The sequence below is a fragment of the Spirochaetota bacterium genome (assembly GCA_004297825.1).
In the GTDB taxonomy this organism is placed as follows: Bacteria; Spirochaetota; UBA4802; order UBA4802; family UBA5368; genus FW300-bin19.
In genome coordinates this window covers 16,090-40,409 of sequence record SCSX01000089.1, presented here as the reverse complement: position 1 = coordinate 40,409, position 24,320 = coordinate 16,090, and the positions used below count along the sequence as shown (strand labels likewise).

Here is a 24,320-nt window from a genome sequence, read left to right as displayed (position 1 = left end):
AATACAAAATTCACACCCCGTCCGTGACGTGCGATCTCGGTCAATACGCCCGTGAAAGCTCCAGGCCTCCCGAGCGCCGCACGAAACCGTAATCGATGAAAGCCCGTGCGTAACCGCTCTCCTGCGAAGGGAGGGAATTGATGGTCGTCACCAGGACTGTGCGCACCGGGTTGAAATCGCGCGAGAGGAGCGCGCGGAACAGGCCCAGGTACCGGGGGATGGCCGGGGAATCCGGCGGCGCGTCAATCTCGCAGTCGCTGCCGTTCTTGCGCGCGGTGAGGACCAGGCGCGCGCCGTGAAACACGAGAAACGTGGAGGCCAGGCGCGGGGGCAGATTCCCCTTCAGCGCGTCCAGGCGCAGTCCGCAGGGGGATGCGGGATCAGCGGCGCTCATCCAGTAAACCGCGTCGTCGGGAAGCCCGGATGCGATCTCCCGCACGGCCTCCGGCGAGGCGAACTGCAGGCCGGGAACGCCCTCGAAAAACCTTCCCGACACGATCTCGCCCGAAAGCTCCATGAGGCGCAGCGCCCGGAAGACGCGCCCCCATTGCATGCAGGGAAGCTCGTGCGCGAGGAGCTCGCGGAATATCACCCCGTAGCGCGCCAGGAGCGTCCGCGCGCGGTCCCGCGCGAGCTCGTGCTCCTCCAGGGCATCGCGGTCGCGGCGCGCGGGAAGCGCGTACCAGCTTCCGGTCACGGGCCTCGTGGACGACCAGCGCCCCAGGCCCGCCCTTCTCCCCGGCCGCCGCCCGTGTGCGGTCGCGGCGTCCTCGGGGGTGAACTCGGTGAGGATGCCGCGGCGCAGGGTCGCGAAGGCGTCGTTGGTGACCTCCCCGCGCCACGCCGCGTCCCAGAGCTCCGCCGCGGCCCGCGCGGTGGGAAGTCCCATATTTCGCACAACGTCGAAAAACCCGTGGCGCCCCCCGCCCGGGGGCAGTATCGGAGCCCGTGCCTCGACTCCTTCGCTTCGCGGGACATCTTCCATAAACAGGTCGAGGTCCTCCGTGAACGCGAACGAGGCGCGCCTGTTCCCGCACCCGAACCAGACGAGCCCGCTCGAGGCGCACAGGCTGTCGAGCCAGGCCTGGTGGTACACGGAGAGCCGCGCGGGAAGGATGTGCTCCTCCCACGCCGCGGCGGGCGCGGGAAACCCGAAGAGCGTCTCGATATCATCCTGTAAATCCTCGATGCGCCCGCCGGGCGAGGCGAGGCCCTGCCAGGAAGCGAGAAAAAGGGGAAGCTGGTCGATCGGCCGCGCCTCGATGCGGGGCTCGCGCGCGCGTCGTGCCATGCGCAGCAATATTTCGAGATTGTCCGATACGCATACCTCCGTTTCCCCGGACTCCTCGCTGAACGAATCGATCACGACCTCGCCCCGTTCCGCGAGGGACGCGAGCAGCGCATCGAGCTCGCCGGACGGAAGCCCGAATATCGCGCCCAGGCGCCCCGGCCCGACCGGCCCGCAATACGCGAGCCATTGCGCGATGAGCTCATCGGGCCCGGTGGGCTCGGGGGCCGCTTCGCCCCGGGACGCGCGCGACTCCACGAGGGAGAGCGCCTCCCGCATGCGCGAATCGGTTTCCATGCCGCCAAAGGCCGTGAGGCACGCGGCAAAGTCCGTTATGCGCAATGCACCGGCGACGCGCGCCGCCGACTCCACCGAGATTACGGACCGCATCGGCGCGCCGGGCGGCGTAATCCACGCGAGCTTGTGTTCCTGTCCTTCGAGCATCGCGGGGAGCGCAATCCCGGAATCGCGCGCAACGGCCGCGTCGAGCGCCTCCCACTCGTCTTCGGGAATGAGGGTGCGCTCCTTCACCCAGTCCAGCGCCTCGTCGGCGGAACGCGGCGCGTACCCCTCCTCCGTGCGCGCGAGCCTTCTTGAAAGCAGCGCGATGATCTCATTGGGAATCCTGGGGCGCAGGGAGGACGAGTACAGTATCTCACGGATGAGATCTCCCCTGAGGCTCGAGGTTTTTCCGCCCGCGGGGGCGTCGTCCTGGTACATGTAATGGTTCGTCTCGCGCCATATCACCCCCGAGGCGAAGGGGGAGGCGCTTTTCGTGAACGCCTCACTCACGCGGATCGTGCCATTCTGCACCTCTGCGAGCAGCTCTTTGAGATGCTCCAGGTCGAACTCGTCCCCCATACAGGAGCGCCAGGTTTCGATGAGAACGGGAAAATCCTCGAAGCGCATGGTCGCGTCCAGCACCCGCTTCGCGCGCAGCCTTGTGAGCCACAAGGGCACCCTTTTCCCGAAGCCCGCACGCGGCAGCACGAGGGCGCGTCCCGCGTTTTCCCTGAACTGCGCCCCGAAGAAGCCCGTGTGCTCGAGCTTCGCGCGCAGCAGCCGTTCAAGGTTCTCGGGGGTGACGAGGGAAAGCATATCGGCAGCCGTGGTCTTATGCGGCAGTATTACCAGGATGCACTCGTTTCCGGGAAAGGTCTCGAGCGCGTAGCCGAAGCGCTCCTCCCACGCGGCCGCGAGCGCGAGGGCGAAGGGGCGCGTGAGCCTTCCGCCCCAGGGCAGGTGAAGGACGACCTGTCTCCGCTGGAGCGATCCCATCGTATCGTCCAGGTGCTCGGCCACGATGTGCCTCCGGTGCGGCAGCGGTGTCCCCGTGGCCTCCCGCTGGCGTTTCAGGAACGAGACGAGGGTTTCGGCCGCGCCAGGGTCCATCGCGTATTCCGATTCAAGCTCGCGGGCGAACATCGGGTCTTCGAGCGCGGAGTCGGCACGCTCGAGGAATGTCCCGATGCGCTCGGACGCGTGAAAGTCACGGTTCGCCTCCTCGGCCTTCCAGAAGGGCATGATGCCGGGCTGGACGGCGGCGGGCGCCACCTCCACGTCGCTGTGCGAGATCTTCATGATGCGCCAGACCTGCGTGCCCAGGGCGAAGGTGTCTCCGGGCTTGCGCTCCCACACGAACTCTTCGTCCAGTTCGCCGATCTTCGCGCGCGTGTCCTGTGTGCGCAGGTCGAAATAGCCCCGGTCCGGAATGGTGCCGCCCGACGAATAGATGAGGCGCTGGGACCCCTCCCGCGCACGCACCGTATTGTCGACGCGGTCGATGTGGACGCGGGGTGCGAGGTCCGGGAGGCGCGTTCCCGCATAACGCCCCGCGAGCATCTCAAGCACGAGGTCGAACTGGCGGCGCGGGAGCTTCCGGTACGGGTACGCGCGCGTGATGAAGGCGAACAGGGCGTCCACGTCCCAGGGCTCGACCGAGGTCATGGAGAGCAGCACCTGGGCGAGCACGTCCAGCGGGCATTCCACGGGGCGGACCGGCTCGATGTCGCGCGCGGCGATCGCGCGCGCGGTGACCGCCGCGGCGACCAGGTCCATGCCATGCAGCGCGTAGATATCGCCCGCGCTCTCCTCCCCCACCCGGTGCCCCGCGCGCCCCACCCGCTGCAGTGCCGAGGCCACCGAGTAGGGCGTGCCCGCGAGCACGACCCTGTCGAGCGCGCCGATATCGATCCCGAGCTCGAGCGAGCTCGTCGCGACGATCGCGCGCAGCTCCCCCGCCTTGAGGCGCTCCTCCACCGCGAGGCGTATCTCCCGGGAGAGGGAGCCGTGGTGCGCGTAGGCGAGGTCCTCCCCCGCGGCCTCGTTCATGAGGCGCGCGGCCTTCTCGGCGTGGCGGCGGCTGTTGGTGAATACGAGCGTCGAGCGGTGGGCGCGCGCGATCCCGCACAGCTCCTCCGCGAAACGGGGCCAGAGCCCCTCGTCCCCGGGGGCGTCGCCGCCCCGGGCGTCGTGCACCGTTATGCGATACTTCTTGTCGTCCCCCGCGCCCGCGACGGCCACGCGGCGCGGCGCTCCCCCCTCCCCGAATCCCCCCACGAAGGCGGCGACCGTTTCGACCGGTCTCACGGTCGCGGAGAGGGCGATGCGCTGGAACTCCCCGGCGAGCGCGGCCAGGCGCTCAACCGCGGTCACCATGTGCGTCCCGCGCTTGGACCCCGCGACAGCGTGCACCTCGTCCATGATCACCGTGCGCACCCCCGCGAGGATCCTCCTGCTGTTGGGCGAGGTAAGGAGTATGTTCAGGCTCTCGGGCGTGGTGATGAGTATCTCGGGGGGCTTCCGCAACATGGCGCGGCGCGCGTCGGCCGGGGTGTCGCCGCTGCGCGTCAGGGCGCGGATATCCGGAACGGGAAGGCCGCCCCGTTCGAAACGTGAGCGTATCTGCGCCAGCGGGGCCTCGAGGTTTCGCCTTATGTCGTTGTTGAGCGCCTTGAGGGGGGAGATGTAGAGCACCCTGGTCTCCCCGACGGGCCAGGCGCCCGTAACCAGGCGGTCGATCGCCCACAGGAACGCGGCCAGGGTCTTTCCCGTCCCCGTGGGCGCGGTGACGAGCACATGGCCGCCCGCCGCAATTTCGCGCCAGGCGAGCGTCTGCGCCGCGGTGGGTTTGCCAAGGGTTTCCGCGAACCATTCTGCAACGAGCGGGTGGAAGCGGGAGAGTGAATTTTTCTGTCCGGCGGATTTCGTCATGGTATGGCAATCCTGAAAATCATGGATTCGTATCGGCGAAGCCGCGCATGGTCACTTTTTTCTGAACCGTATCGTGTAGGTCGTGCCGCCCTCGCGCGAAAGCTCGATGGTCCCGTCTATCTGCTGCACGAGCAGCGGCGCGAGCGACAGGCCGAGCGATTTCGTCTTCGATAAATCCACATCCACAGGAAGACCGATCCCATTGTCGGACACGACGAGCTCCAGGGTGTCGTCCGGCAGGTTGTGGAAACTCACCCTGACGAACCCCCTGCGGGTGAGACCGCGGGGAAAGGCGTACTTGAAGGCGTTTGAAAGGAGCTCGTTGACAATGAGCCCGCAGGGTATGGCCTGCTCGATCGTGAGGTTCACCTGTTCGCAATCGACGCTGGGCGGCGGGACGTCGCCGCGCGCCGCGCTCCTGAAAAGCTCCCCCGTGAGGGAGTTGATGTACGAGCTGAAATCGATGCGCGAAAGGTCCCGGGACTGATAAAGCTTTTCGTGTATGAGCGCCATCGACCGTATGCGGTTGCGGCTGTCGTTGAAGTGCTCCCTGACCTCCGGGCTGTTGATCGTGCGCTCCTGGAGGTTCAGCATGCTGATGATGACCTGGAAATTGTTCTTCACCCGGTGATGGATCTCTTTCAGCATGATCTCCTTTTCGCGCAGGGAGGCGACGAGCCTCTCCTCCGCGTCCTTGCGCCCGGTGATGTCCTCCTTGACCGCGACCATGTGGGTGATGTCCCCGGACGGACCCCGCACCGGCGAGATGAGGGCGGATTCCCAGTAAAGCTCCCCATTCTTTTTCCTGTTCCGGAATATCCCCTGCCAGGTCGCCCCGGAAAGGATGGTCATCCACAGGGTCCTGTACTCGTTCGGGGAGGTAAATCCCGATTTCAGGATGCGGGGGGTTTTCCCGACGACCTCGTCGGGGAGGTACCCGGTAATCTTCGTGAATTGCGGGTTGACGTATTCGATGCTTCCCGATGCGTCGGTTATGATGATAGCCGTGGGGCTCTGCTCGACAGCGCGGGAGAGCTTGGCCAGGTCCTCCTGGGCCTTCCTGCGCGCGGTGATGTCCACGCTGAAACCGATATAGGAATCCCCGTTCAAACGCACCGCCTCGACCGCCACGTAGATGTGGGTGCCGTCCCTGCGCGCGACGGTGAAAGAACCGGACCCCGTTCCCTTCGACCCAAGCTCTACGAAGCTCATGACGCCCGCCTCGCGCGACTCGGGGGCAAGCAGCTCCGTGAACGACATGGAGAGCATTTCGTCCCTTGTGTAGCCGGTGGTCGCGCACGACGCGGGATTCGCCTCGATGAACCGTCCCGTGGTATCTATCACGAACACCCCCAGGGGCGCGTTTTCCAGGTAGGTCCTGTACCGTTCCTCGCTCTCCCTGAGCACCGTGAGCGCGGCCTCCCTCTGGGACTCCGCGTGCTTTTGCCCCGTAATATCCGTGAACATGCCGAAGGAGCCCATGAACTCGCCATTCTTGCTCTTCAGCGCGCGGCCCGAAACGCTCAGGTGCACCACGCCCCCGTTCCTGTGGAGGAACCGGCGCTCGTATACATCGTGCATACCCTTTTCCCGGCGATCCATCTTCGCGGCATGATCGCCCAGATCGTCGGGGTGCATGAACGCGGTCACCTTCTTCCCTATCATTTCTTCGATGGAATAACCCAGCATCCCGGCCATGCGCGGGTTCACGAAGGTGGTCAGCTGGCCGGCGTCTATCATCCAGATGCCCTCCTGGCTTGTCTCGACCACCCGGCGGTAGCGCTCCAGGCTCCACGCCAGCGCCTCCTCCGCGCGCCGGCGCTCGGAAATATCCTGCGCCATGGACAGGTAGCCCAGGAAGACGCCCCCCTCATCCATAAGCGGCGTATTGTGCCACTCGCAGCAGATGGTGCGTCCGTCCTTCGTCACGTTTTCGTTCGTGTTGTGGGCGGACATGTCCCCCTGGCGCATCCGCCGCTGTATTTCCCTGACCCGGTCGTGCACCCGCGGCGGCACGAAGAGATCGATGGGGCTCTTCCCCATCACCTCCTCGCGGGAAAACCCGAAAATGCGCTCCGCGGTATTGTTCCAGAAGCTCACGTTGAAATTGACGTCGTGAAGCACGCAGGCCAGCGGCATCCGCTCCATAATGAGCATCAGCCGCCCGAGCAGCGCGTCGCGCTCGACGGTGATGCGCCGTTCCTTTTCGATCGCGGCCTTCTGCGCGGTGATGTCCCGCGCGGCGCCCACGATCCCGGTCACTGCCCCCTTTTCGTCCCTCACCGGGGACTCGTTTATTTCGAGCCACAGCCTGCCGCCGTTTTTATGGTAAACCTCGAGCTCGTAGGGCCGCTGCCGGTTCCCGGTACGGATCGCCTCCGCGGTGAGCGTGACCCCCTCCGCGTTCACCGGGTTATCGGTAAGTATCTCCGTCCATTGCCGCATCATCTCCGCCGGTGTCCAGCCGAGGATGGGAAGACTTTGCGGGCTCACGTACTGAAAGCGGTTGTCCGTGTCGTGCAGGTAGAAGAGATCGATGCTATGCTCGACGATGTGCCGGACCTGCCGCGCGCGCTCCTCCAGCTCTTTTTCCGCGCGCAGGCGCGCGCCGATATCGCGCGTGGCCCCCTGGAGGCCTATTATGTTCCCCCGCGCGTCCGTGAGCCAGGAAGTGATCACCTCGACGTCTATGAGCGCGCCGTTCTTCGTAAACTGCTTCACCCGCACCGTGCGGTGGAGCGCCCGCGCCTCCGGCGGGAGCGCGAGCTCTTTCAGTATCTCCTCACCCATTTCCTTCGCCTGTTCGGGCGGGATGTAGCGATCCAGGGGAATGTCGAGCACCTCCTCCGGGGTCCAGCCCGTGAGCGCGGTGACTGAGGGGCTCACGTAGGTGAAGCGCCCGTCCAGCGTCATGGTCCAGATGACGTCGCTCGAATTTTCCGCGAGCAGGCGGTACCTGCGCTCGCTCTCCCTGAGGCGCGATTCCATGGAGTGGCGGAAGAGCGCCGAGTCGATGTTGGAGTAGAGCTCGCGCTCGCTCACGGGCTTGCAGACATAGGAGTGCGGCCTGGTGTCGCGCGCCCTCCCGACGGTCGCGTCGTCGGCGTTCGCGGTGAGGTAGATCACCGGCACATCCTGTTCGGCACGTATACGCTCGACGGCTTCGATGCCGTCCATGCGGCCCGCGAGCTGGATGTCCATGAGTATGAGGTCGGGGCGCTCGGCGCGGGCTGCGGTTATGGCGGCCTCACCGGTCGTGACGGGCGGCGCCACGCGGTACCCGAAATGCTCGAGCATCATTCGGATTTCGGAGGAGATGATGAGCTCATCCTCGACAATGAGAATCTTTGCGGGATCCATGTTCAATTGGAGGCGCCAGGGCGCAGATATCACCCCCGGCAGTCTTATATAAAGTGTATCGCAGAACCCGGAAATGTCAAGCAGGGGCGCGGCGCGGATAATGCTTGCGGGCCGGGCGGAAAAGCTATATATTGAACATACGATCACGAAAGGACGGCTGACATGGAAGATACCTCGTACGATCTCATCATCATCGGCGGGGGCCCGGCGGGGCTCTCGGCGGCGCTGTACGCGGCGCGGGCGCGCCTGAAAACCCTGGTGCTCGACCGGAACCCGGCCGCGGGGGCGCTCGGCTCCGCGGACAGGATCGAGAACTATCCGGGCATCCGCGGTCCCGTCCGCGGGGACGAGCTGCTCGGGATCATGCGCGCCCAGGCGGAGTCCTTTGGCGCCCGGATAGAAAAAGACCAGGTATACGGTGTGGATGTATCGGCGCAGCCCATATCGGTCTTTACCTCCGGGGCGACGCTCACCGCGCGCGCGCTCGTCATCGCGACCGGGTCCATGGGGCGCGCCGCGTCCCTCAAGGGCGAGGCCGAGTTCACCGGCAAGGGCGTGAGCTACTGCGCGGCCTGCGACGCCGCGTTCTACAAGGACCGGCCCGTCGCGGTAGCGGGCGCCTCCAGCGAGGTCATGGACGAGATCGACGCGCTCGCGAAATTCGCCCGGCCCATACACTTCATCACGCGCGAGAGGGAACTCCCGGCGGAATTACGCGAAGAGCTCGGGCGCGCGGGGGACGTGCGGGTCCTCGCGGGCGCGCGCATCGAGGATATCCGCGGGAACGAATCGGTCCGCGAAATTTCCGTCGTGCTCCCGGAGGGAAAACGCGAGGACATCGCCGTGGACGGGGTCTTCCTCTTCCTGCACGGCAACAAGCCCATCACCGATTTTCTCTATGGCGCGATCGAGACCACCCCGGAGGGATGCATTCGCGTGGACCGCGAGACCATGGCGACATCCGTACCGGGCGTCTACGCGATCGGGGACGTCACCTGCAAGAGGGTGCGGCAGGTCGTGCTCGCCTCCGCGGAGGGCTGCCTCGCCGCGCTCGCCGCGGAACAATACCTCAACCGCGGCGCGCGCATGGCCTCGCAGTGGAGCCATTAGGGGGCGCGATCGTGCGCTAATAATGCACGGAGAAGCCCGTTTCCACGCCGGAAAAGCGCTCACGCGTTTCGCCATTATCGATTTGATACGATCTCCAGCCAAACGAAACGCGGACCGTAGTCATGTCGCAGGTGAGCAAGGCGTTGTACTCGAACGCCCGCGCGAAATCGCTCCTTTTCATCACCGGAACGAAATTAATTCCGCCCTCCACCCCCATCGGCTTCAGGAGATCGTTCTTCCAGAATCGATGAAACAAGGGTTCGGAAAAGAAGAATCCGACCAGCGGACCATTCAACTCCCTGAAATAATACGCCCCTTCCGTGTTTCTATTTTGGAGTAAAAACAGATGATACCCGGCGCGCACCCCTACCACGAGCGGGCGGCCGTATCCGCCGAAAAAATCCTCCCTTCGGGCCACGGTCACGTTTAATCTGTGCACCAGGATATCGATTCTGGGATCCCCACGAGTTTTAAAGAGGTATCCGGTGTAATCGGCCGACAATCCGAAACTCGGGCCGGCGTTTTGAAAATAATACCCCGCCTCCGCCCGTCCCCCGAGAAGCCTCACCGTGCTGTCGACGTAATCGAGATAATCGCTTTCGCCTTGTGCGTATAAAAATCCCAGCTTCACATACCGGTCGCCGGATGCGGGGGCCCGTACGTCAACCGCCGGAACGGTGACGGTTCTAACCCCCGGGGATTCGATTTTCGGTTGAGCAACGATCGCCGAATGTTCCGCTCTTCGCGGTTCGGGCGTTTGAATCACCCTGTTCTCCGGATCGTCGATCAGCTCGTACAGGCTCATGTAGAGGTCTTTTGCCTCACTGTTGGCCGGATCGAGCATTACGGCCCGCTGTACCAGGCGGTAAGCGTCTGCGAAACGATGCCGGCTCAATTCCTCCTGCGCCTGAAGGGTCAAACGGTGTGACAATTCCACGGTCTCATCCGCCCCGGCCGGCGATATCCCGCCTATCGCGCTAAAGCATATCAAAACCCCTATGACGCGCGCCGTCCAGCTTTTCAATTCTCATCCGCTCCCTGCTGTCACGTGAAAATTTTTTCCCGCGTGTGCTGCGCCGGCATTACCGCGATCACCTTACCAATGAAAAAAGCGCCGCGCCGACCCTTTTGCCGAACAAGCCTTCCATGATCGGGATCAGGATGTCGGATTGATTCATGCCGGCCTGCCGGCATTCCTCAAGGTACTCCGCGGCGCCGACTATCATCGCGATGGGCGGAATCCTTTCGCCGCGTAATTTGCCCGGGTAACCGCTTCCGTCGTAACGCTCATGATGATAGAGCGCACACTCCGAAATATCCTCCGGCAAACCCGCGTCGCGCAGAATTTTTGCGCCGTGCGCCGGATGCGTCTTGATGATTCCAGACGCCTCCGCGTGATCATCGATGAGGCCGCAGCTCCCCTCCATGTCGATCCGGCCCTTTACGAGAAAGAACCCTATATCGTGTACGAGAGCCGCTCTTTTCACAAATACGGGATCGCTCTCGCCGATAATCGAGGCCATGCGATACGCGTTGTCCGCCACCCGAAATGAATGGCCTTTTCTTCCTGTCTTCACATCGATGATTTTCGCCAATATAAGGAAGATGCCGTCGGGATCGCCCCCGCCCTTGTGCTCCATTATCATCCCGGACGCGCCTCTCACTTCCGCGGGCAGCCCGTCCGCATGCGTTAGCAGTGGAAGGTCGAATTCACCGGTACGTTTTTCAACGTCGAATTTCCCTTTTCCGGTTCCTTTCCTGATCGCGGCCTCGATGTTCGTTTTAATCTCTTCATTCAGGTAGCCGATATAGCCTTCGAGAATCTCCGCGGTCAGGGAGCCCCTGGCGATAGCGCCCAGGAGCTCCCGCAGCCTGTTGGCGCGCACAATTTCCGGATAAAAATCCTTGTCCATGTTCCGGTCCTCATCGATCAGGGGCATGTCGGCGAGAAGCTCCTTGAATAAACGCCTCCTCTTTCCGCGATAGGAGACGAATGCAACGATTCCCATAAAGAGGAACGCGACCGCGCCCCCCGTGATCAACGCCGTCCGCAAAAATCCGTCCAGCCTCGCTTCGCTTCTTTGCGCCTCACCGCGCACGTGCGCGTTGATTTCGTCGATCGTCCTGAGCTTCCGGAGCAGGGCCTCATCCTCCCCCCCAACGGTCAGCGCCCGGGCATAGAGCCTTCGCGCCTCCGGCAGGTCGTCGCGCTCGTATTCGATATCCCCCTGGCGCAGCAGCGCGTTGTAAAAAACCTTTTTCAGCTTTTTATTGTTCTTATCGTGAGCGTACGACTTTTCGAAATCCTCGATGGCCGCGCGGTAATCGGACTGGATATATTTTCGCAGCCCTTCCTGAAATATCGCGTCATCCACCTTTTCATGGCCACTCGCGGCGAAAAGGGCGCATGCCGTCGCAATGACGAAAACGCCCCCCATAGCCCACCGCAACAATCCCCCTTTCATGAAACAACCTCCCCGCATTGAATCCCGATTCTATCTGTACGCGAATTTGCAGACCGTAATTCTCCCCCTTGAATTCCAAAAAAGGCGCTCACTACCTCAATCACGCATCCGAACCCTTCATCTACCTGGGCGGGTTATTGATGAGATACGGAAACCCGTTATTGACGTCGGGATCGACCGCCCAGATTGCCGGGTCCCATCCCGAATACGTCGTCCACTCTTTCATCTCCGCCGGCGTTTTTCGCGTGCCGAGGGCGTTATCTGTCAATCCCAGTCCAGTGGCGGCATCGAGGAGTGTGCCGCTGTAATAGCTTGCAATAATTCTATCGGAATTGTTCACAGAGCCAAGAAGTCCTCCAATATTGGCAGAGGTGCCGCTGGTTCTGGTAATATCACCCGTTGCATAACAATAGCGGGTATAATTGGTAGTACCTCCTGTAATTCCACCGCCATTTGCGATGCTTTTAATATTTGCTTTTGAATAACAATTCTCAAACGGGCTATTCGAGGAGCCTGCAATGCCGCCGACATAATATCCTCGTGTGGCGGAAATATCACCTTCAACATAACAATAAAAAACCGACCATTGAATCTCTGCGCGGCCTGTGATTCCACCTAAATAATATGCCAAGGTTGCTGAAGTATTGCTTACGGAGGCTTTTACACTGCACTTAACGACATTACTATGGGTAGTAGGAGTCGTATTAGGACCAAGCCATCCTACCAGGCCTCCCGTAAATACAGCTACGCTGGAGGTCGAAATTATCGTTCCGGAAACATGGCAATTACTGAGCATTGCCTTTCCTGTGCCATCCTGATTAAACTGCCCGGCAAGAGCGCCAATATACGCGCCGCCTGTTATAGCGCAATTCGAGATGGTAAGATTTCTAATGACACTGGTTCCCTTGATAAATCCGAAAAGACCCTGATAATTTGCGGCGGTGTTTATCCTCAATCCTGAAATTGTATGCCCGTTACCATTGAAGTTACCGCTGAAAAAATCAGTGTCCGATGCGCCGATCGGAATCCATGGAGAATATCCCGAAAGATCGATATCGGCCATCATACTATATGATTTTGTTTTATCCCATCCGTTATATTTCGGATCGGCGCTTCCTCCCCGAACCGCATTAAGGTCGTCCGCCGTATAAATCAGAAAATTTTCGATGGAGCCAACGACACTTGGTATCGCTTTGACAACGAGAGCTGAGGAGCGGTTGCCGGCGGTATCAACACAGATTATTGAAAAAGCATACTCAGTAATTATATATATATTACCATTCGTCTGCACGTACGGATTGACGAGACCGGTCGCGGTGAAAGTCCGCACTCCCGGATCGATGGAATTTACCGCCGCCCCGTCGGGCGTCCAGCTTATCTCGATATGATCGAGGTCCGGATCGGACGGATCATCCCAATTCAGGGTAATCTGCTGGTTGTCTTCAATGATACCGGTGATCTCCACCGGCCCGGGGGGGGTCTCATCGATTCTTTGCGTTACGGTGACGGGCGCGGATTCATTTCCGGCCTCATCGACGGCGATGAGCGTAAACGTATAATTAATGATGTTATTCAATCCGGTTGCGCTGAAGGTCCGGACACCGGCCGCGACTATCCGTTCGGTCGCGCCGTCGGGCGACCAGGTGATCTTGATATGATCAAGGTCGGCATCGGCGGGATCGGTCCAGTTAAGGATTATGCTTCCGTCGCTCGTGGCCACGGAATCGATCATGATCTCGGACGGAGACACTATATCGATATGGGGAACGAGGATCGAGATGGCGGTCTCGTTTCCGTCATCGTCGACGGCCGTTAGGGTGAACGTATAATCGGTATCATAGATACTCATGCCGTCCGCCGTGTACGTCTCCTGGCCCCCGGCGACCGTCACCCCTGTCTCTCCCCCGGGCTCCCAGCTGATTATCACGTGATCGAAATCGCCGGTTGGCGGGTCGGTCCAATTGATGGTGATCTGGTCCGGGCTCGACACCGTGCCGCGGAAGTCAAGCGCAAGCGGGGGTACAAGGTCCCGGGGTCTTGCCGTTACCGCGACGGGGGCCGCTTCGTTCCCGGAATCGTATACGCCGGTCAGGGTAAAGGTATAATCGGTTCCGTTGGTCAGAGCCGACGCGATGAAGGTTTCCGTGCCCTTAGGTACGGTCTGCACCGACGTTCCATCGGGCACCCAGCTTATCTTTACATGATCGAAGCCGGCATCGGCCGGATCGGTCCAATTGATTATTATCTGTGTGTCATCCGGTGTGATCGAATCAACGTGAACCGGGGAGAGGGTGCCCGGACCCCCAGGGGTCGTATCGGCAAGAATAATCGGATTGGTCTCATGTACATACCCGCACGATGTGGATAAGGACGATATCGCTGCGAGCGAACACAGGTAAAGGGCCAGGTATTTCGCTTTCATGAAGCACCTCCACGGCTATCACGCAACCGTCCGCATTTCGAGCGGAGATCGTTCTGGAAAGCCCCTTTAGAAGAGGATTATCCAGGTTGCGACAGGCTTCAATAGCGCGTTTGCTCCATTCCCCGAACAGCGATGGTTTGTATTTGTTACTTTATGTTCGCTATGTTTATACCATTTGACTGCGGCAAAGTGAAAATGCGCCGTAATCGGGCGGGGTAAGACGGAGACAAAGGGAGGGACCATGACACTTTTTGCTCTCGTTGAGTCCTCCGTACGCTATTTTTTAAGGTGATAATTTCCTTTCCATAACATCCTGTACCAAAATAATCCAACCGGGCTTTTTTTGCAAGTGGAAAAGCAATTTTTTCAAAATTATTTAATGAGTGTGACATTTTACGGGGAGATAGGCGTAAATGGGCATACCTCGCCCCTGGTTTGGTGTGCGCGCGGATGATAGATGCCTAATGCGAGGCGGTGCGGCGGAGTATTTTTGTGGGTGAGGCTCTTGTAGGGGGGTTTTCGGTGTCCCCCCAGTAGAATTCCCAGCACAGAATTCCCCCTGTGCTCCTTTGGCCGATGGCATAATGGGGGAACCGAACATAATTATGCCTTCCGGCCGAATCGCGCAGCAGCTCGTGCAAGTAGCGCTTCGTCGCGATGGCAACCAGATACGAGACCGAGAACCGGCTCAACTTACGGAAATCCGAAGCGAACTCATTCTCATTCTTCCTGAAGCGAATCGGAAAACAATGCCATCGTTTCCAGGGATCACGGGGCTGATACCTCACCAGAGTAAACCCTCCCTGAAACCGATCTATATCGCGCAAAACGCGCTTCAGGAGCATAATGACGACAGCCTGGCGGCTTGTTTTGAGCTTTGCCGCGGCAAGGGCGATATTCACGAAGACGATGTGGCTCATGTTTATAGAAGTGCGAAGCATTCCGTATCCTCCGGGACAAAACTGAGCGTCCGGAGTGAATACGAACGGGGAATGAAAAATATGAACTGTTTTCCCGGCGGGGATCCTGGCGCCCGAAAAATAATTCACACCCGATTTAATTGGCCGTTCAATGGTAGCGTCGACACCGATATTCCCCTCCCTATGTGAACCACCGGTGCGATTCCGGTCGTTTTTCGATTGCATTCAGACTTTACCCCGCTATCCTGTCCCCATGCCGAAACACCGTAAAGAGAGCGCTCCCGCACACGACTGGACCGTACACGCCGCCCGTGCCGCGCGCGGCATCCGCAGGCGCGTGCTCGCGCACACCGTGAAGAACAACGGGGGCTACCTGAGCCAGGCATGCTCCTCAGCGGAGCTCTTCGCGACCCTGTATCTCAGGGTGCTCAACCTGGGACCGGTCGCGAAACCCATCGTGCCGCCGCGCTTCCCGGGCGTGCCGGGACCGGGCAATCCGGACTACCGGACCGGGGCCGCCTTCCACGGCGCGCGGGCGCCGGAACGCGACCGCTTCTACCTGTCCCCTTCGCAGTACTCGCTCGTCCTCTACGCCGCGCTCATCGAGGCGGGGCGCATGGACGAATGCGGACTTGACGAGTTCAACAAGGACGGCGGCGTCGTCGAGATGATCGGCGCCGAGCATTCCCCGGGGATGGAGATCATGACCGGTTCCCTGGGACAGGGACTCAGCCAGGCGGCCGGGATCGCGATGGGCCGCGCCCGCGCGGGCGAGACCGGGCGCACCGTGGTCTTCATGTCCGACGGCGAGTTCCAGATAGGCCAGACCTGGGAGGCCGTGCAGGCGATGTCTTTCCACGGCCTGGGCTCCATGCTCGTATTCGCCGATATCAACGGCTACCAGTGCGACGGGAAGATGGACTCGGTCATGAACATCGAACCGCTGGAGGGGAGACTCGCGTCGTTCGGGGCGCGCGTCCTGCGCATCGACGGGCACGACATCGAGGGGATCGCGCGCGCCAGCTCCCTCCCGCCCGACGGCCGCCCCCTGTTCGTCCTCGCCGACACCGATCCCTGCCGGGGGATCGAGCTCCTGCGCTCCCGGTATCCAAAGTTCCACTACCTCCGCTTCACGGGCGACGATGAGCGGGAGCGTTATGCGCACGCGCTCGAAGAGCTTTTCGGGGAGGGACACTAGGCCATGGAAATTCTTTCCCGCGTGCACGCGCGTCACCTGGTCGAGTGGGCCAAGGACAGGCCGGATGTGCTCGTCCTCTCGGCCGATCTCACGAGCTCCACGGAGATAGACCTCTTCCGCGACGCGTACCCGGACCGCTTCCTCTCCATGGGAATCGCGGAGCAGAACATGCTCTCCTTCGCGGGGGGGCTCGCGCGCCAGGGATTCACGCCCCTGATCCACACCTTCGCGGTCTTCATTTACCGCCGCGCCCTGGACCAGATCGCGATGTCGGTCGCCTACCCGAACCTCCCGGTGAAAATGTTCGGCTTCCTCCCGGGCATCACCACCCCCGGCGGCGCGACGCACCAGGCGATCGAGGACATCGCCGTGATGCGCGCCCTTCCTAACATGACGGTGCTTGAAGCGGGCGACGCGACGGACGTGAAGAGCGTGCTCGACGCCGCGTACGGGGTGCCCGGCCCGGTCTATGTGCGCATGCTCCGCGGGGAAATCCCCCGGCTCTTCGACGAGACCAACCCGCTGCGCGTGGGCGAGGCGCGCGTCATAAGCCGGGGGACCGATATCACCCTTCTCTCGTCTGGAATCTGCACCGAGGAGGCGATGCGCGCGGCAAAAGCGCTCGCCGCGAAGGGCGCCTCGATCGAGCACCTGCACGTCACCACCCTGAAGCCCTTCGACGATCCGCGCGTGCTCGACTCAATAGCCAAAGCCGGTCGCGGGGTCATCACCATGGAAAACCACACCGTGATCGGGGGCCTGGGCACCGCCGTCGCCGAGCTCATCGCCGCGCACGGTCTCGCGAAGAGGCTCGTGAAACTGGGCCTCAAGGACACCTTCGCGCACGGCGCGAGCCTCCCCTATTTAAAGAAGGAATACGGGCTGGACGCGATGAGCCTGGTGCGCGCCGTGGAAACGCTACTGGACGCGCGCTTCGCCGTCACCGAGTCCGACCTCGCCGGAATTTACCTGGCCCCCGTGCACAGCGCGGCCAAGGCCGAGGCCCTCTAGGCGGCGCGCGATGATACGCGAGCTTGTGGAGTTCCAGTCGCCGCCCGGACTCTCCTCCGGGGAGCGCTTCCGGGTGATCTACCGGCTGGAAGGCAGTGAGGACGAGGCCCTCGCGCGCGCGAGGGACATCTGCCTGGAGCAGACCGTGGAATTCCCCGACGATCTCATCCCGGAGGGCTTCATACGCGATTCGGTGCTCGGGCGGATAGAATCGTTCGGGAAGGGGGCGCACGGCTCGTTCGAGGCGGTCATAGGCTTCCCCGTGGAAACGGCCGCGGGCGAGCTCACCCAGCTCCTGAACGTCGTCTTCGGGAATATCAGCATCAAGCCGGGCATTTTCGTCCAGGCTCTGGACCTCTCCGCGTCGCTCTACGCGCGCTTCACGGGTCCGCGGTTCGGAATCGCCGGCCTGCGCCGGGTCCTGGGAGCGGAGAATCGGCCCCTGCTCTCGACGGCGCTCAAGCCCATGGGCCTCACCGCGCGGGGGCTTGCCTCGCTCGCCGGGCGGTTCGCCCTGGGCGGCATCGATCTCATCAAGGACGATCACGGCCTCACCGACCAGCCCTTCGCGCCCTTCGAGGAGCGCGTCGCGCGGTGCGCGCAGGCCGTCATGGACGCGAACCGCGAAACGGGGATGCGCTGCCTCTACGCCCCCAACGTCACCGCCCCCGCCCACCTGGTCGTCGCGCGCGCCCGTTATGCGAAAGAAGCGGGCGCGGGCGCCCTGCTCGTCGCGCCCGGCATCACGGGACCGGACGCCATGAGGCTCCTCGCGGCGGAGAATGATATCGGACTCCCCATCCTCGCCCATCCCGCCCTCCAGGGGAGCTTCGTCATGGGGGGGAACGGCATTTCGCATTACTGCATTTTCGGCCAACTCGCGCGCCTCGCCGGTGCCGACGCCTCGATCTTCCCCAACTTCGGGGGACGGTTTTCCTTCAGCCGTGACGAATGCGGCTCGATCGCCCGCGGCTGCAGGGAGCCCATGGGTCCCCTTGCCCCCATCTTCCCCTCCCCCGGCGGCGGCATGACGCTCGAAAACGTCCCCGAGATGCGGGAATTCTACGGGAACGACGTGGTCTACCTCATGGGGGGCGGACTTTTCCGCCATTCCGACGACCTGGCCGAAAACTGCCGGCATTTCAGGAAGCTCGTCGGGGGCTGAGCCGCGCTCACATGGACGGAGATATCCGCACTACAATGTCGCCCCCGGGAAATGCGCTTCGCCGCTATATCTCGAATGAGTACACCGCGGAGAAGGTTATCCCGTAGAACGCGTCCATCGTATTGGTAAATCCCAGTTTTGAAAAGCTGTCATCCGAAAACTTGTACTTGATGAACTGCCCCCGCGCCCCCAGGCTGAAGGTAGTGGACCAGGATTCCACGTAATAGGCAAACGCCAGGGTCCCGTTGCCCCCCCAGCTTCCCGAGGTGCCGGTCGTTAAATCCTTTTCGGGGCGTACGATTTGGATAACCGGTTCGGCCGGTATTGCCGAATAATTCTTTTCCTTGTATACAAAATCCCCTCCAATAAGGTTTGCCGAAGCATTTGCAAGGACAAATAAGTTTCCCACCAGCCTGAACGATACGCCGATTCCCAGCCCCAGCGCACCACCATTCATTTCGCCTTCCACCCCGTACGTTACGCGGTCAGGGCCCACATCGATGACCCTGGTTTCCTCGAATCCATAGTTGAAAACCTTGATCCCGGCGAAAATCTTGAATGTCTGGTTAATATTGAAATTAACAGTGCTGTCCAGATCGAACTTGGTCGCCTTGATCTCATTTTTTCCCGAGAAAGCCGTCCCCGCGCTCAATCCGGAATATTTTTTTTCCACGGTATCATATTTCCCAACCGTTCCCGTGGCGGTAATTCCCCAGCGGGGGGAGAAGTTTATGCCGATCACTGGTCCCACGAGCGGTTTGGGTCCCCCCATGGTTTTCCCATCGGATGCGTCAAGCGTGTCGTAAGTCGCGAAGCCCGGCTTGTTGAATTCCGGGAAGAAAAACGGGCGCCATTCGCTTATCCATCCTATCGCGCCCACGCTCATATCGAGCGCCTGCGCAGGGGCGGATACTAACGCAATGCAGAAGAGCATGATTACCGCGATTCCGCGACTCGATGATTTCATACGCGACCTCCAGCGTTTAATCTTATGTCGTACGTATCGGCAGGGTATGTCCCTCCCCTGCGAATCCGTTACCTTTTCAGTTATCCGCGGCCCTTCCGCCAAAGCGCGCCTGAGCCCGCGCGACGAGCTTCGCGTAGATCCCGTCGAAGCCCCCGTTGGACATGATCACGACCACGTGCTCGCGCGCGCCGTCCATCGCCTTGAAGAGCGAATCCAGGATGTCCTCCACGGAACCGAACTCCGCGGCGTCCGTCCCGCACGCGCGCAGCGACGCGACCACCCGCCCGATATCGATGCGCTCCTTCTCGGGGATGCCTTCCAGCCTGAAGGGGGACTTCACGAGCACCGTATCGGCCGCCGCGAACGCGCCGGGGAGCTTATCCTGGAACACGTTCCTCCGGCTCGTTGCGGAACGGGGCTCGTAGACGGCGTGAACTTTCGCGCCCGGGTAGCGGCCCCGCAGCATGGCGAGCATCCCCGCGATCGCCGTGGGATGGTGCGCGAAGTCCTCGAATACGCGGATGTTCTCCCGGGAATAGATGAGCTCCTGCCTGCGCCGGACACCCAGGAATCCCTGGACGCCGCACTGTACGTCCTCGACGCTCACGCCCAATAAAAGCGCCATGGAGGCGGCGGCCGCGATGTTCTGGAAATTGAAATCCCCGAAGAGGAGCGTCGTGAGCTCGAACTCGCCGTGGGTAGGGGACTTGAGCGCCAGGCGCGCCGTGTCGCCCTCGAAGCGTATCAGCCGCCAGGAGAAATCACTTCCCCCGGTTCCATATGTCGCCACCGGCGCCCACGACCGCTCCGTCACACGCGCGAGCGTCCCGTACGACGCGGCGCGCACGATCTTCCCCGCCGCGGGCACTATGTTGACGAGCCTCCTGAACCAGAGCATGATCTCGTCCAGGTTGTTGTAGATGTCCGCGTGGTCGAACTCGAGCGAGGTGAGCACCAGGTGGGTGGGCCGATACACCATGAACTTGGGGATCTTCTCGAAGAAGGCGGAATCGTACTCATCGCCCTCGATCACGAAGTGCCTGCCCATGCCTAGGCCGAAGTTCGAATTGTAGTTCGCGGGGACCCCGCCCACGAAAAAGGAGGGCGAGAGCCCGGCGCTGTCCAGGATGTACGCGAGGAGCGCGGTCGTGGTGGTCTTGCCGTGCGTACCCGCCACCGCGATCACCTCTTTCCCCTCGAGGAAAAACTCGTGGAGCGCCTGCGCCATCGAGCGGTAGGGAATGCGTTCGTCCAGGATGTACTCGGCCTCCGGGTTTCCCCGGCTTATCGCGTTCCCGATCACCGCGAGGTCGGGCCTTCCCACGTGCGCGGGATCGTACCCCTGCATCACCTCGATCCCCCACCCGGCGAGCATGTCGCTCATGGGTGGGTACACGTGCTCGTCCGATCCCGTGACGCGGAACCCGCGCGCCCTGAGCATTCCCGCGAGGCTGCCCATGGCCACCCCGCACACCCCGGTCATATGGATATGGTGTATTCGCTGCGCCGATATTTCTTCTGTGGTCATGGGTACCGTCCGGGGGTGGGGGATAGTTAGTCCGCTGCGCCGATATTATCAAGTGAAATAAGGGCGCCCCCCGGTGAAAAATTCCCACCGCACGCGATGAATGCACGGGTCATTCCACGGGATCGCCCTTGGGTTTGACGGGGGCCAAACGGCCCCGATGCTGTCAGGGCGAATCGGCGCCCGCACCTTAAAGGAAACATTCACCGTGAAGGCCCCGGACCATGGGAAAAGCCCGCGAAGTTCGCGCCCCGGCCTATTTTCTGCAATACGATTCGGTGAGGACCTGATACTTGACGAGTAAAAACCTGCTCTCCTTCATCACAAAGCTCGCATCCGCAATCTGGCAAATCTCGACGATCGTTTTGTCCGCGGCCGTGCCGTCCTTTTTCAGGAATTGCGAGGCGTCACCGTAGAAGAGCGTGATCTCGTTCCAGCCCGACTTAATCTGTACATGATCCGCTCCCGGGTCTATCACGAGCCCGGAAACCCTGGTCGCGGCCTCCTGGCCGCCCAGCATGGACGGCGCCGCTATCAGTACGCATACCACCACGCCGAGAATCGCCCGTTTCATAATTTCCTCCGCACACGCGTTCACCCCGTTGTAGCGAGGCGTATCGATATCAGAATAATCCCGGATCGGGGATTTTCAAGGCTTTTACACGCGCCCCCCGCGCTTTCCCCGGCGCCGTCCGGACCGGAATGTACCCGCCCGCATCGTCCGCCGGTTTCGTAAAACGATTGACATCCCCGTCTTCACCGGTAATATACTGATAAACTTCGGGCAATGGAAGCTGAAACGTGCGGCACTATATCACGATTATAGCCATCGCACTGGCGGGATCGTTCCTGGCAGGGGCAATGCTCGTCACGCCCGGCCCCGCGCGCGCCGGCGACTACGACATTTGGGGAACGCAGAAAACGGACGCCCTGGGCGCCCTGGCCGCGGGCGCCCGATACCGTGAATTCACCCCCTCGGCCGAGCCCTCCTACCAGAATATCATCATGAATTATATCCTGATGATCAACAAGGACCTCTCGGAGAGCATCGCCGTCGTCCGCGTCGCAACCCGGCCCGAAAAGGACCTCCTGTTCATAAACGGCAAACTCTACTCCGTAACCGAAAACTTCGGCGCCATCGCGCGCGATGCGTTGGACGCGCAGCTGCGCAGGCTCTCGTCGGACTACGGCTCCCCCGTCGTGCAGGCGGATCCCGCGCTCACCACCTATACCTTTACCACAAGCGCCACAAAGGTGATCGTCTACGCGTACCCCAGGCCCCAGGCGGTCGACTGCAGGGTGTATTTCTACAGCGCCTCCCTCTTCAAGATGCTCATGAGCGAGTAGAGTTTTTTAATATTTATTCTTGACACAAAGCGGACCGCCTCCGATAGTTGCGGTTCATATCATTCCATGTCTATGAAGGTGATGAATTGGCAAACATCAAGTCTGCACAGAAGCGCATCAAGACCAGCGAGAAAAGGCGCCAGAAGAACGTGAGCATAAAGACGGCCATCCGTTCGTCCGCGAAAAAAGTGATCAAGGCCGTCGAAACCCCCGGCTCCATGGAGCCCGCGGCGCTCACCGCCGTCTTCACCGACTTCGTATCGAAGATCGATAAGGCCGCAAGCAAGAGCACCGTTCACTGGAAGACCGCGGCGCGCAAAAAATCAAGGCTCGCGAAGAAGGTGAACAAGACCGTCGCGGCGAAGTAGCTCATTTCCGCCCCCCGAGGATTTATTGACCAAGCACGAGATTATCGACCAGATCACCCGGCAGAGCGGACTCAAGCGCCGGGAGATCAGCTACATAGTCGACAGCTTCCTGGGGGGCGTCCTGAACAGCCTCGACGGCGATGACAAGGTGGAGATACGGGGATTCGGCGTTTTTTACCGCACGGTGAGAAAGAGCCGGACGCTCTACTCCCCCATCGCGAAGAGGAGCCTGGACATTCCTGCCCGATCGGTGGTGCTGTTCAAGGCAAGCAAATCGACGGAACGTGAGATTCAATAAGGGCGCTTAGCTCAGCTGGGAGAGCATCTGCCTTACAAGCAGAGGGTCGGCGGTTCGATCCCGTCAGCGCCCAAATCGCATAAAAGAGATGCCCATCAGGGTGTCTCTTTTTATTAATGCCTTCTCCTCCCAGAATTATATTGACTTTCTCCAGTAAGTACAGTATTATTGTACTTACTGGAGAAAATAATGTATAAGGATCATATGCTTCTCATGCATGAATTGAGAAGTTATGCCTCGCCAAAGGCCCGAATAACCCGAATGCTGAATGCTGGTGATTTAATTCAGGTCCGTCGCGGCGTTTTCCTTGACGCGGGTAATCACGACTATTCAATAATGAGCCTAGCTGCCGTCATTTACGGTCCCTCCTACATTTCTTTTGAATACGCCCTGGGATATTATGGTTTGGTTCCCGAGAGGGTGGAAGCGCTCACATCCGCGACCTATTGTAAAAACAAAAATCGCACATTCCAGACTCCTTTAGGGAACTTTCATTATTATTACCTTCCTGCTTCCATATATCCCTATGGGATCCTGCGCAAGGAAGAACAAACCCAGGGTTATCTCCTGGCGACTCCGGAGAAAGCATTGCTTGATACCCTCTACAAAGCCAAAGGAATATCAAGCGTGAAGTCGCTCACATCGCTGCTCTTTGACGACTGGCGGATGGAATACGAAAGGATTGCTTCGATGGATTCAGAAGGCATCGCATTCATGGCGCCACGATATAGAAAGAAAGCAACCACGCTGTTTTTCGAATGGTTTAAAAGGGAGGCGCTCAATGCATAGCGCAATCCAGAGTATGATCGAATCCTATCACTGTAAGACAATTACGGATTATAAGAACGCCTTGAAGGAAATCATCCAGGAGATCGCACTTCTGGGACTTTATCGGGGCGGATTTTTTAATGAAGCGGCTTTTTACGGAGGTACCTCCCTGCGCCTTTTTTACGGCCTGGATCGTTTTTCAGAGGATCTCGATTTCAGTCTTATAGCCCCGAACCCTCAATTTGACTTATCCGCGTATACCAAGGTCGTACAAGATGAACTCGGCGCATACGGGATGGAGATGACGGTAACGGAAAAGATCAAGCGAAACGATTCAGCGGTAAAATCAGCGTTTATCAAAGGCGGGACCCATATGCATCTTCTCAAGATAGCGCCGATTATGCCGCTGGTAAGCGGCGTCCATCCGGATGAATATCTGCAAATTAAACTGGAAGTGGATACCGATCCGCCAGACGGGGCGCTGTATGAAGTTAAGTATCAACTATTGCCTGTTCCGTATTACGTAAGGATTTACGCACCATCCTCGCTCTTTGCCGGCAAGGTCCATGCCCTTCTTTGCCGTGGATGGCGGACTCGAGTGAAAGGGAGAGATTTTTATGATTATATCTGGTATTTATCAAAAGGAATTCCCTTAAATATCGCACATCTCACCAGCAGGATGAGGCAAACTGGCCACCTGAAATCGGAAGAGGTCCTTGACGAGGCGGACGTTCGAGAGCGACTCGACAGGCGTTTTGATAGTGTCGATTTCCAACAGGCTAAAACAGACATCCGTCCTTTTATTAAAAACCCGGATTCCACTGACCTTTGGTCCAAAGAATTCTTTAGTGCAGTCACAAAAGAAAAATTGACATTTGATCGTCCAAACATATAA

18 protein-coding genes and 1 tRNA gene are annotated in these 24,320 nt (G+C 60.4%); 10 read left to right on the top strand and 9 right to left on the bottom strand.

The features are described from left to right. Window positions 1–40 precede the first annotated feature (40 nt). Complete coding sequence (locus EPN93_19795; GenBank protein TAL30363.1) at window positions 41–4,501, bottom strand: DEAD/DEAH box helicase; 4,461 nt, start codon at window positions 4,499–4,501, stop codon at window positions 41–43. Between the two features lie 51 nt (window positions 4,502–4,552). Continuing rightward, entirely contained in the window at window positions 4,553–7,861 is a 3,309-nt protein-coding gene (locus tag EPN93_19790; protein TAL30362.1) for a PAS domain S-box protein, read from the bottom strand. A 162-nt stretch (window positions 7,862–8,023) separates the two neighbouring features. On the opposite strand from EPN93_19790, the gene EPN93_19785 reads away from it, so the two are divergent. Further along, window positions 8,024–8,971, top strand: coding sequence for an FAD-dependent oxidoreductase (locus EPN93_19785; GenBank protein ID TAL30361.1), 948 nt, complete (start codon window positions 8,024–8,026; stop codon window positions 8,969–8,971). Between the two features lie 16 nt (window positions 8,972–8,987). Here EPN93_19785 and EPN93_19780 read toward each other — a convergent pair whose 3' ends face one another. The 4 genes from EPN93_19780 to EPN93_19765 all read right to left on the bottom strand — a co-directional run bounded on the left by EPN93_19780 (window position 8,988) and on the right by EPN93_19765 (window position 14,799). Then, window positions 8,988–9,995, bottom strand: coding sequence for a hypothetical protein (locus EPN93_19780; GenBank protein TAL30360.1), 1,008 nt, complete (start codon window positions 9,993–9,995; stop codon window positions 8,988–8,990). A 67-nt stretch (window positions 9,996–10,062) separates the two neighbouring features. Next, window positions 10,063–11,454 carry an HD domain-containing protein gene (locus EPN93_19775; GenBank protein TAL30359.1) on the bottom strand — a complete coding sequence of 464 codons (1,392 nt, stop codon included), beginning with the start codon at window positions 11,452–11,454 and terminating at the stop codon, window positions 10,063–10,065. A gap of 103 nt (window positions 11,455–11,557) precedes the next feature. Next, a complete protein-coding gene (locus tag EPN93_19770; protein ID TAL30358.1) occupies window positions 11,558–13,858 on the bottom strand; it encodes a DUF4959 domain-containing protein in 2,301 nt (766 codons plus the stop codon). 461 nt (window positions 13,859–14,319) lie between these two features. Continuing rightward, window positions 14,320–14,799, bottom strand: a complete 480-nt coding sequence (locus EPN93_19765) for a hypothetical protein (GenBank protein TAL30357.1) — start codon at window positions 14,797–14,799, stop codon at window positions 14,320–14,322. A gap of 232 nt (window positions 14,800–15,031) precedes the next feature. Here EPN93_19765 and EPN93_19760 point away from each other — a divergent pair, with 232 nt between their 5' ends. Genes EPN93_19760 through EPN93_19750 form a run of 3 tightly spaced genes read left to right on the top strand, consistent with a single transcriptional unit; the run spans window position 15,032 to window position 18,152 of the window. Continuing rightward, on the top strand, window positions 15,032–15,976 hold the full coding sequence (locus EPN93_19760) for a transketolase (GenBank protein ID TAL30356.1): 945 nt from the start codon (window positions 15,032–15,034) through the stop codon (window positions 15,974–15,976). Window positions 15,977–15,979: 3 nt separating this feature from the next. Beyond that, window positions 15,980–16,987: a transketolase gene (locus tag EPN93_19755; GenBank protein ID TAL30355.1), complete on the top strand. Its 1,008-nt coding sequence runs from the start codon at window positions 15,980–15,982 to the stop codon at window positions 16,985–16,987. A gap of 10 nt (window positions 16,988–16,997) precedes the next feature. Continuing rightward, entirely contained in the window at window positions 16,998–18,152 is a 1,155-nt protein-coding gene (locus EPN93_19750; GenBank protein ID TAL30354.1) for a ribulose 1,5-bisphosphate carboxylase large subunit, read from the top strand. 64 nt (window positions 18,153–18,216) lie between these two features. Here the strand turns inward: EPN93_19750 and EPN93_19745 are convergent, their stop codons facing one another. The 3 genes from EPN93_19745 to EPN93_19735 form a co-directional block, all read right to left on the bottom strand. Continuing rightward, the gene (locus EPN93_19745; protein ID TAL30353.1) at window positions 18,217–19,119 is read right to left on the bottom strand and encodes a hypothetical protein; all 903 of its coding nucleotides are present in this window, start codon (window positions 19,117–19,119) and stop codon (window positions 18,217–18,219) included. Window positions 19,120–19,195: 76 nt separating this feature from the next. After that, entirely contained in the window at window positions 19,196–20,647 is a 1,452-nt protein-coding gene (locus EPN93_19740; protein ID TAL30352.1) for a UDP-N-acetylmuramate:L-alanyl-gamma-D-glutamyl-meso-diaminopimelate ligase, read from the bottom strand. Between the two features lie 253 nt (window positions 20,648–20,900). Beyond that, window positions 20,901–21,218, bottom strand: coding sequence for a hypothetical protein (locus tag EPN93_19735; protein ID TAL30351.1), 318 nt, complete (start codon window positions 21,216–21,218; stop codon window positions 20,901–20,903). Between the two features lie 227 nt (window positions 21,219–21,445). Here EPN93_19735 and EPN93_19730 point away from each other — a divergent pair, with 227 nt between their 5' ends. The 6 genes from EPN93_19730 (at window position 21,446) to EPN93_19705 (ending at window position 24,320) form a co-directional block, all read left to right on the top strand. Beyond that, a complete protein-coding gene (locus tag EPN93_19730; protein TAL30350.1) occupies window positions 21,446–21,991 on the top strand; it encodes a hypothetical protein in 546 nt (181 codons plus the stop codon). A gap of 86 nt (window positions 21,992–22,077) precedes the next feature. Further along, window positions 22,078–22,359, top strand: a complete 282-nt coding sequence (locus EPN93_19725) for a 30S ribosomal protein S20 (protein TAL30349.1) — start codon at window positions 22,078–22,080, stop codon at window positions 22,357–22,359. 25 nt (window positions 22,360–22,384) lie between these two features. Then, window positions 22,385–22,657: an HU family DNA-binding protein gene (locus tag EPN93_19720; protein ID TAL30348.1), complete on the top strand. Its 273-nt coding sequence runs from the start codon at window positions 22,385–22,387 to the stop codon at window positions 22,655–22,657. Beyond that, window positions 22,658–22,730, top strand: a tRNA-Val gene (locus EPN93_19715). It abuts the gene before it with no gap. A gap of 116 nt (window positions 22,731–22,846) precedes the next feature. Further along, window positions 22,847–23,446 carry a hypothetical protein gene (locus EPN93_19710; protein ID TAL30347.1) on the top strand — a complete coding sequence of 200 codons (600 nt, stop codon included), beginning with the start codon at window positions 22,847–22,849 and terminating at the stop codon, window positions 23,444–23,446. Next, complete coding sequence (locus EPN93_19705) at window positions 23,439–24,320, top strand: nucleotidyl transferase AbiEii/AbiGii toxin family protein (protein TAL30346.1); 882 nt, start codon at window positions 23,439–23,441, stop codon at window positions 24,318–24,320. Before EPN93_19710 ends, EPN93_19705 begins: the two co-directional genes overlap by 8 nt.

Bases quoted from the DNA above. Each gene is read 5' to 3' on its own strand.
- EPN93_19735 (TAL30351.1), bottom strand. From the start codon at position 21,218: ATGAAACGGGCGATTCTCGGCGTGGTGGTATGCGTACTGATAGCGGCG.
- EPN93_19745 (TAL30353.1), bottom strand. From the start codon at position 19,119: ATGAAATCATCGAGTCGCGGAATCGCGGTAATCATGCTCTTCTGCATT.
- EPN93_19710 (TAL30347.1), top strand. From the start codon at position 22,847: ATGTATAAGGATCATATGCTTCTCATGCATGAATTGAGAAGTTATGCC.
- EPN93_19790 (TAL30362.1), bottom strand. From the start codon at position 7,861: ATGGATCCCGCAAAGATTCTCATTGTCGAGGATGAGCTCATCATCTCC.
- EPN93_19770 (TAL30358.1), bottom strand. From the start codon at position 13,858: ATGAAAGCGAAATACCTGGCCCTTTACCTGTGTTCGCTCGCAGCGATA.
- EPN93_19705 (TAL30346.1), top strand. From the start codon at position 23,439: ATGCATAGCGCAATCCAGAGTATGATCGAATCCTATCACTGTAAGACA.
- EPN93_19785 (TAL30361.1), top strand. From the start codon at position 8,024: ATGGAAGATACCTCGTACGATCTCATCATCATCGGCGGGGGCCCGGCG.
- EPN93_19775 (TAL30359.1), bottom strand. From the start codon at position 11,454: ATGCGGGGAGGTTGTTTCATGAAAGGGGGATTGTTGCGGTGGGCTATG.
- EPN93_19740 (TAL30352.1), bottom strand. From the start codon at position 20,647: ATGACCACAGAAGAAATATCGGCGCAGCGAATACACCATATCCATATG.
- EPN93_19765 (TAL30357.1), bottom strand. From the start codon at position 14,799: ATGCTTCGCACTTCTATAAACATGAGCCACATCGTCTTCGTGAATATC.
- EPN93_19755 (TAL30355.1), top strand. From the start codon at position 15,980: ATGGAAATTCTTTCCCGCGTGCACGCGCGTCACCTGGTCGAGTGGGCC.
- EPN93_19760 (TAL30356.1), top strand. From the start codon at position 15,032: ATGCCGAAACACCGTAAAGAGAGCGCTCCCGCACACGACTGGACCGTA.
- EPN93_19750 (TAL30354.1), top strand. From the start codon at position 16,998: ATGATACGCGAGCTTGTGGAGTTCCAGTCGCCGCCCGGACTCTCCTCC.
- EPN93_19795 (TAL30363.1), bottom strand. From the start codon at position 4,501: ATGACGAAATCCGCCGGACAGAAAAATTCACTCTCCCGCTTCCACCCG.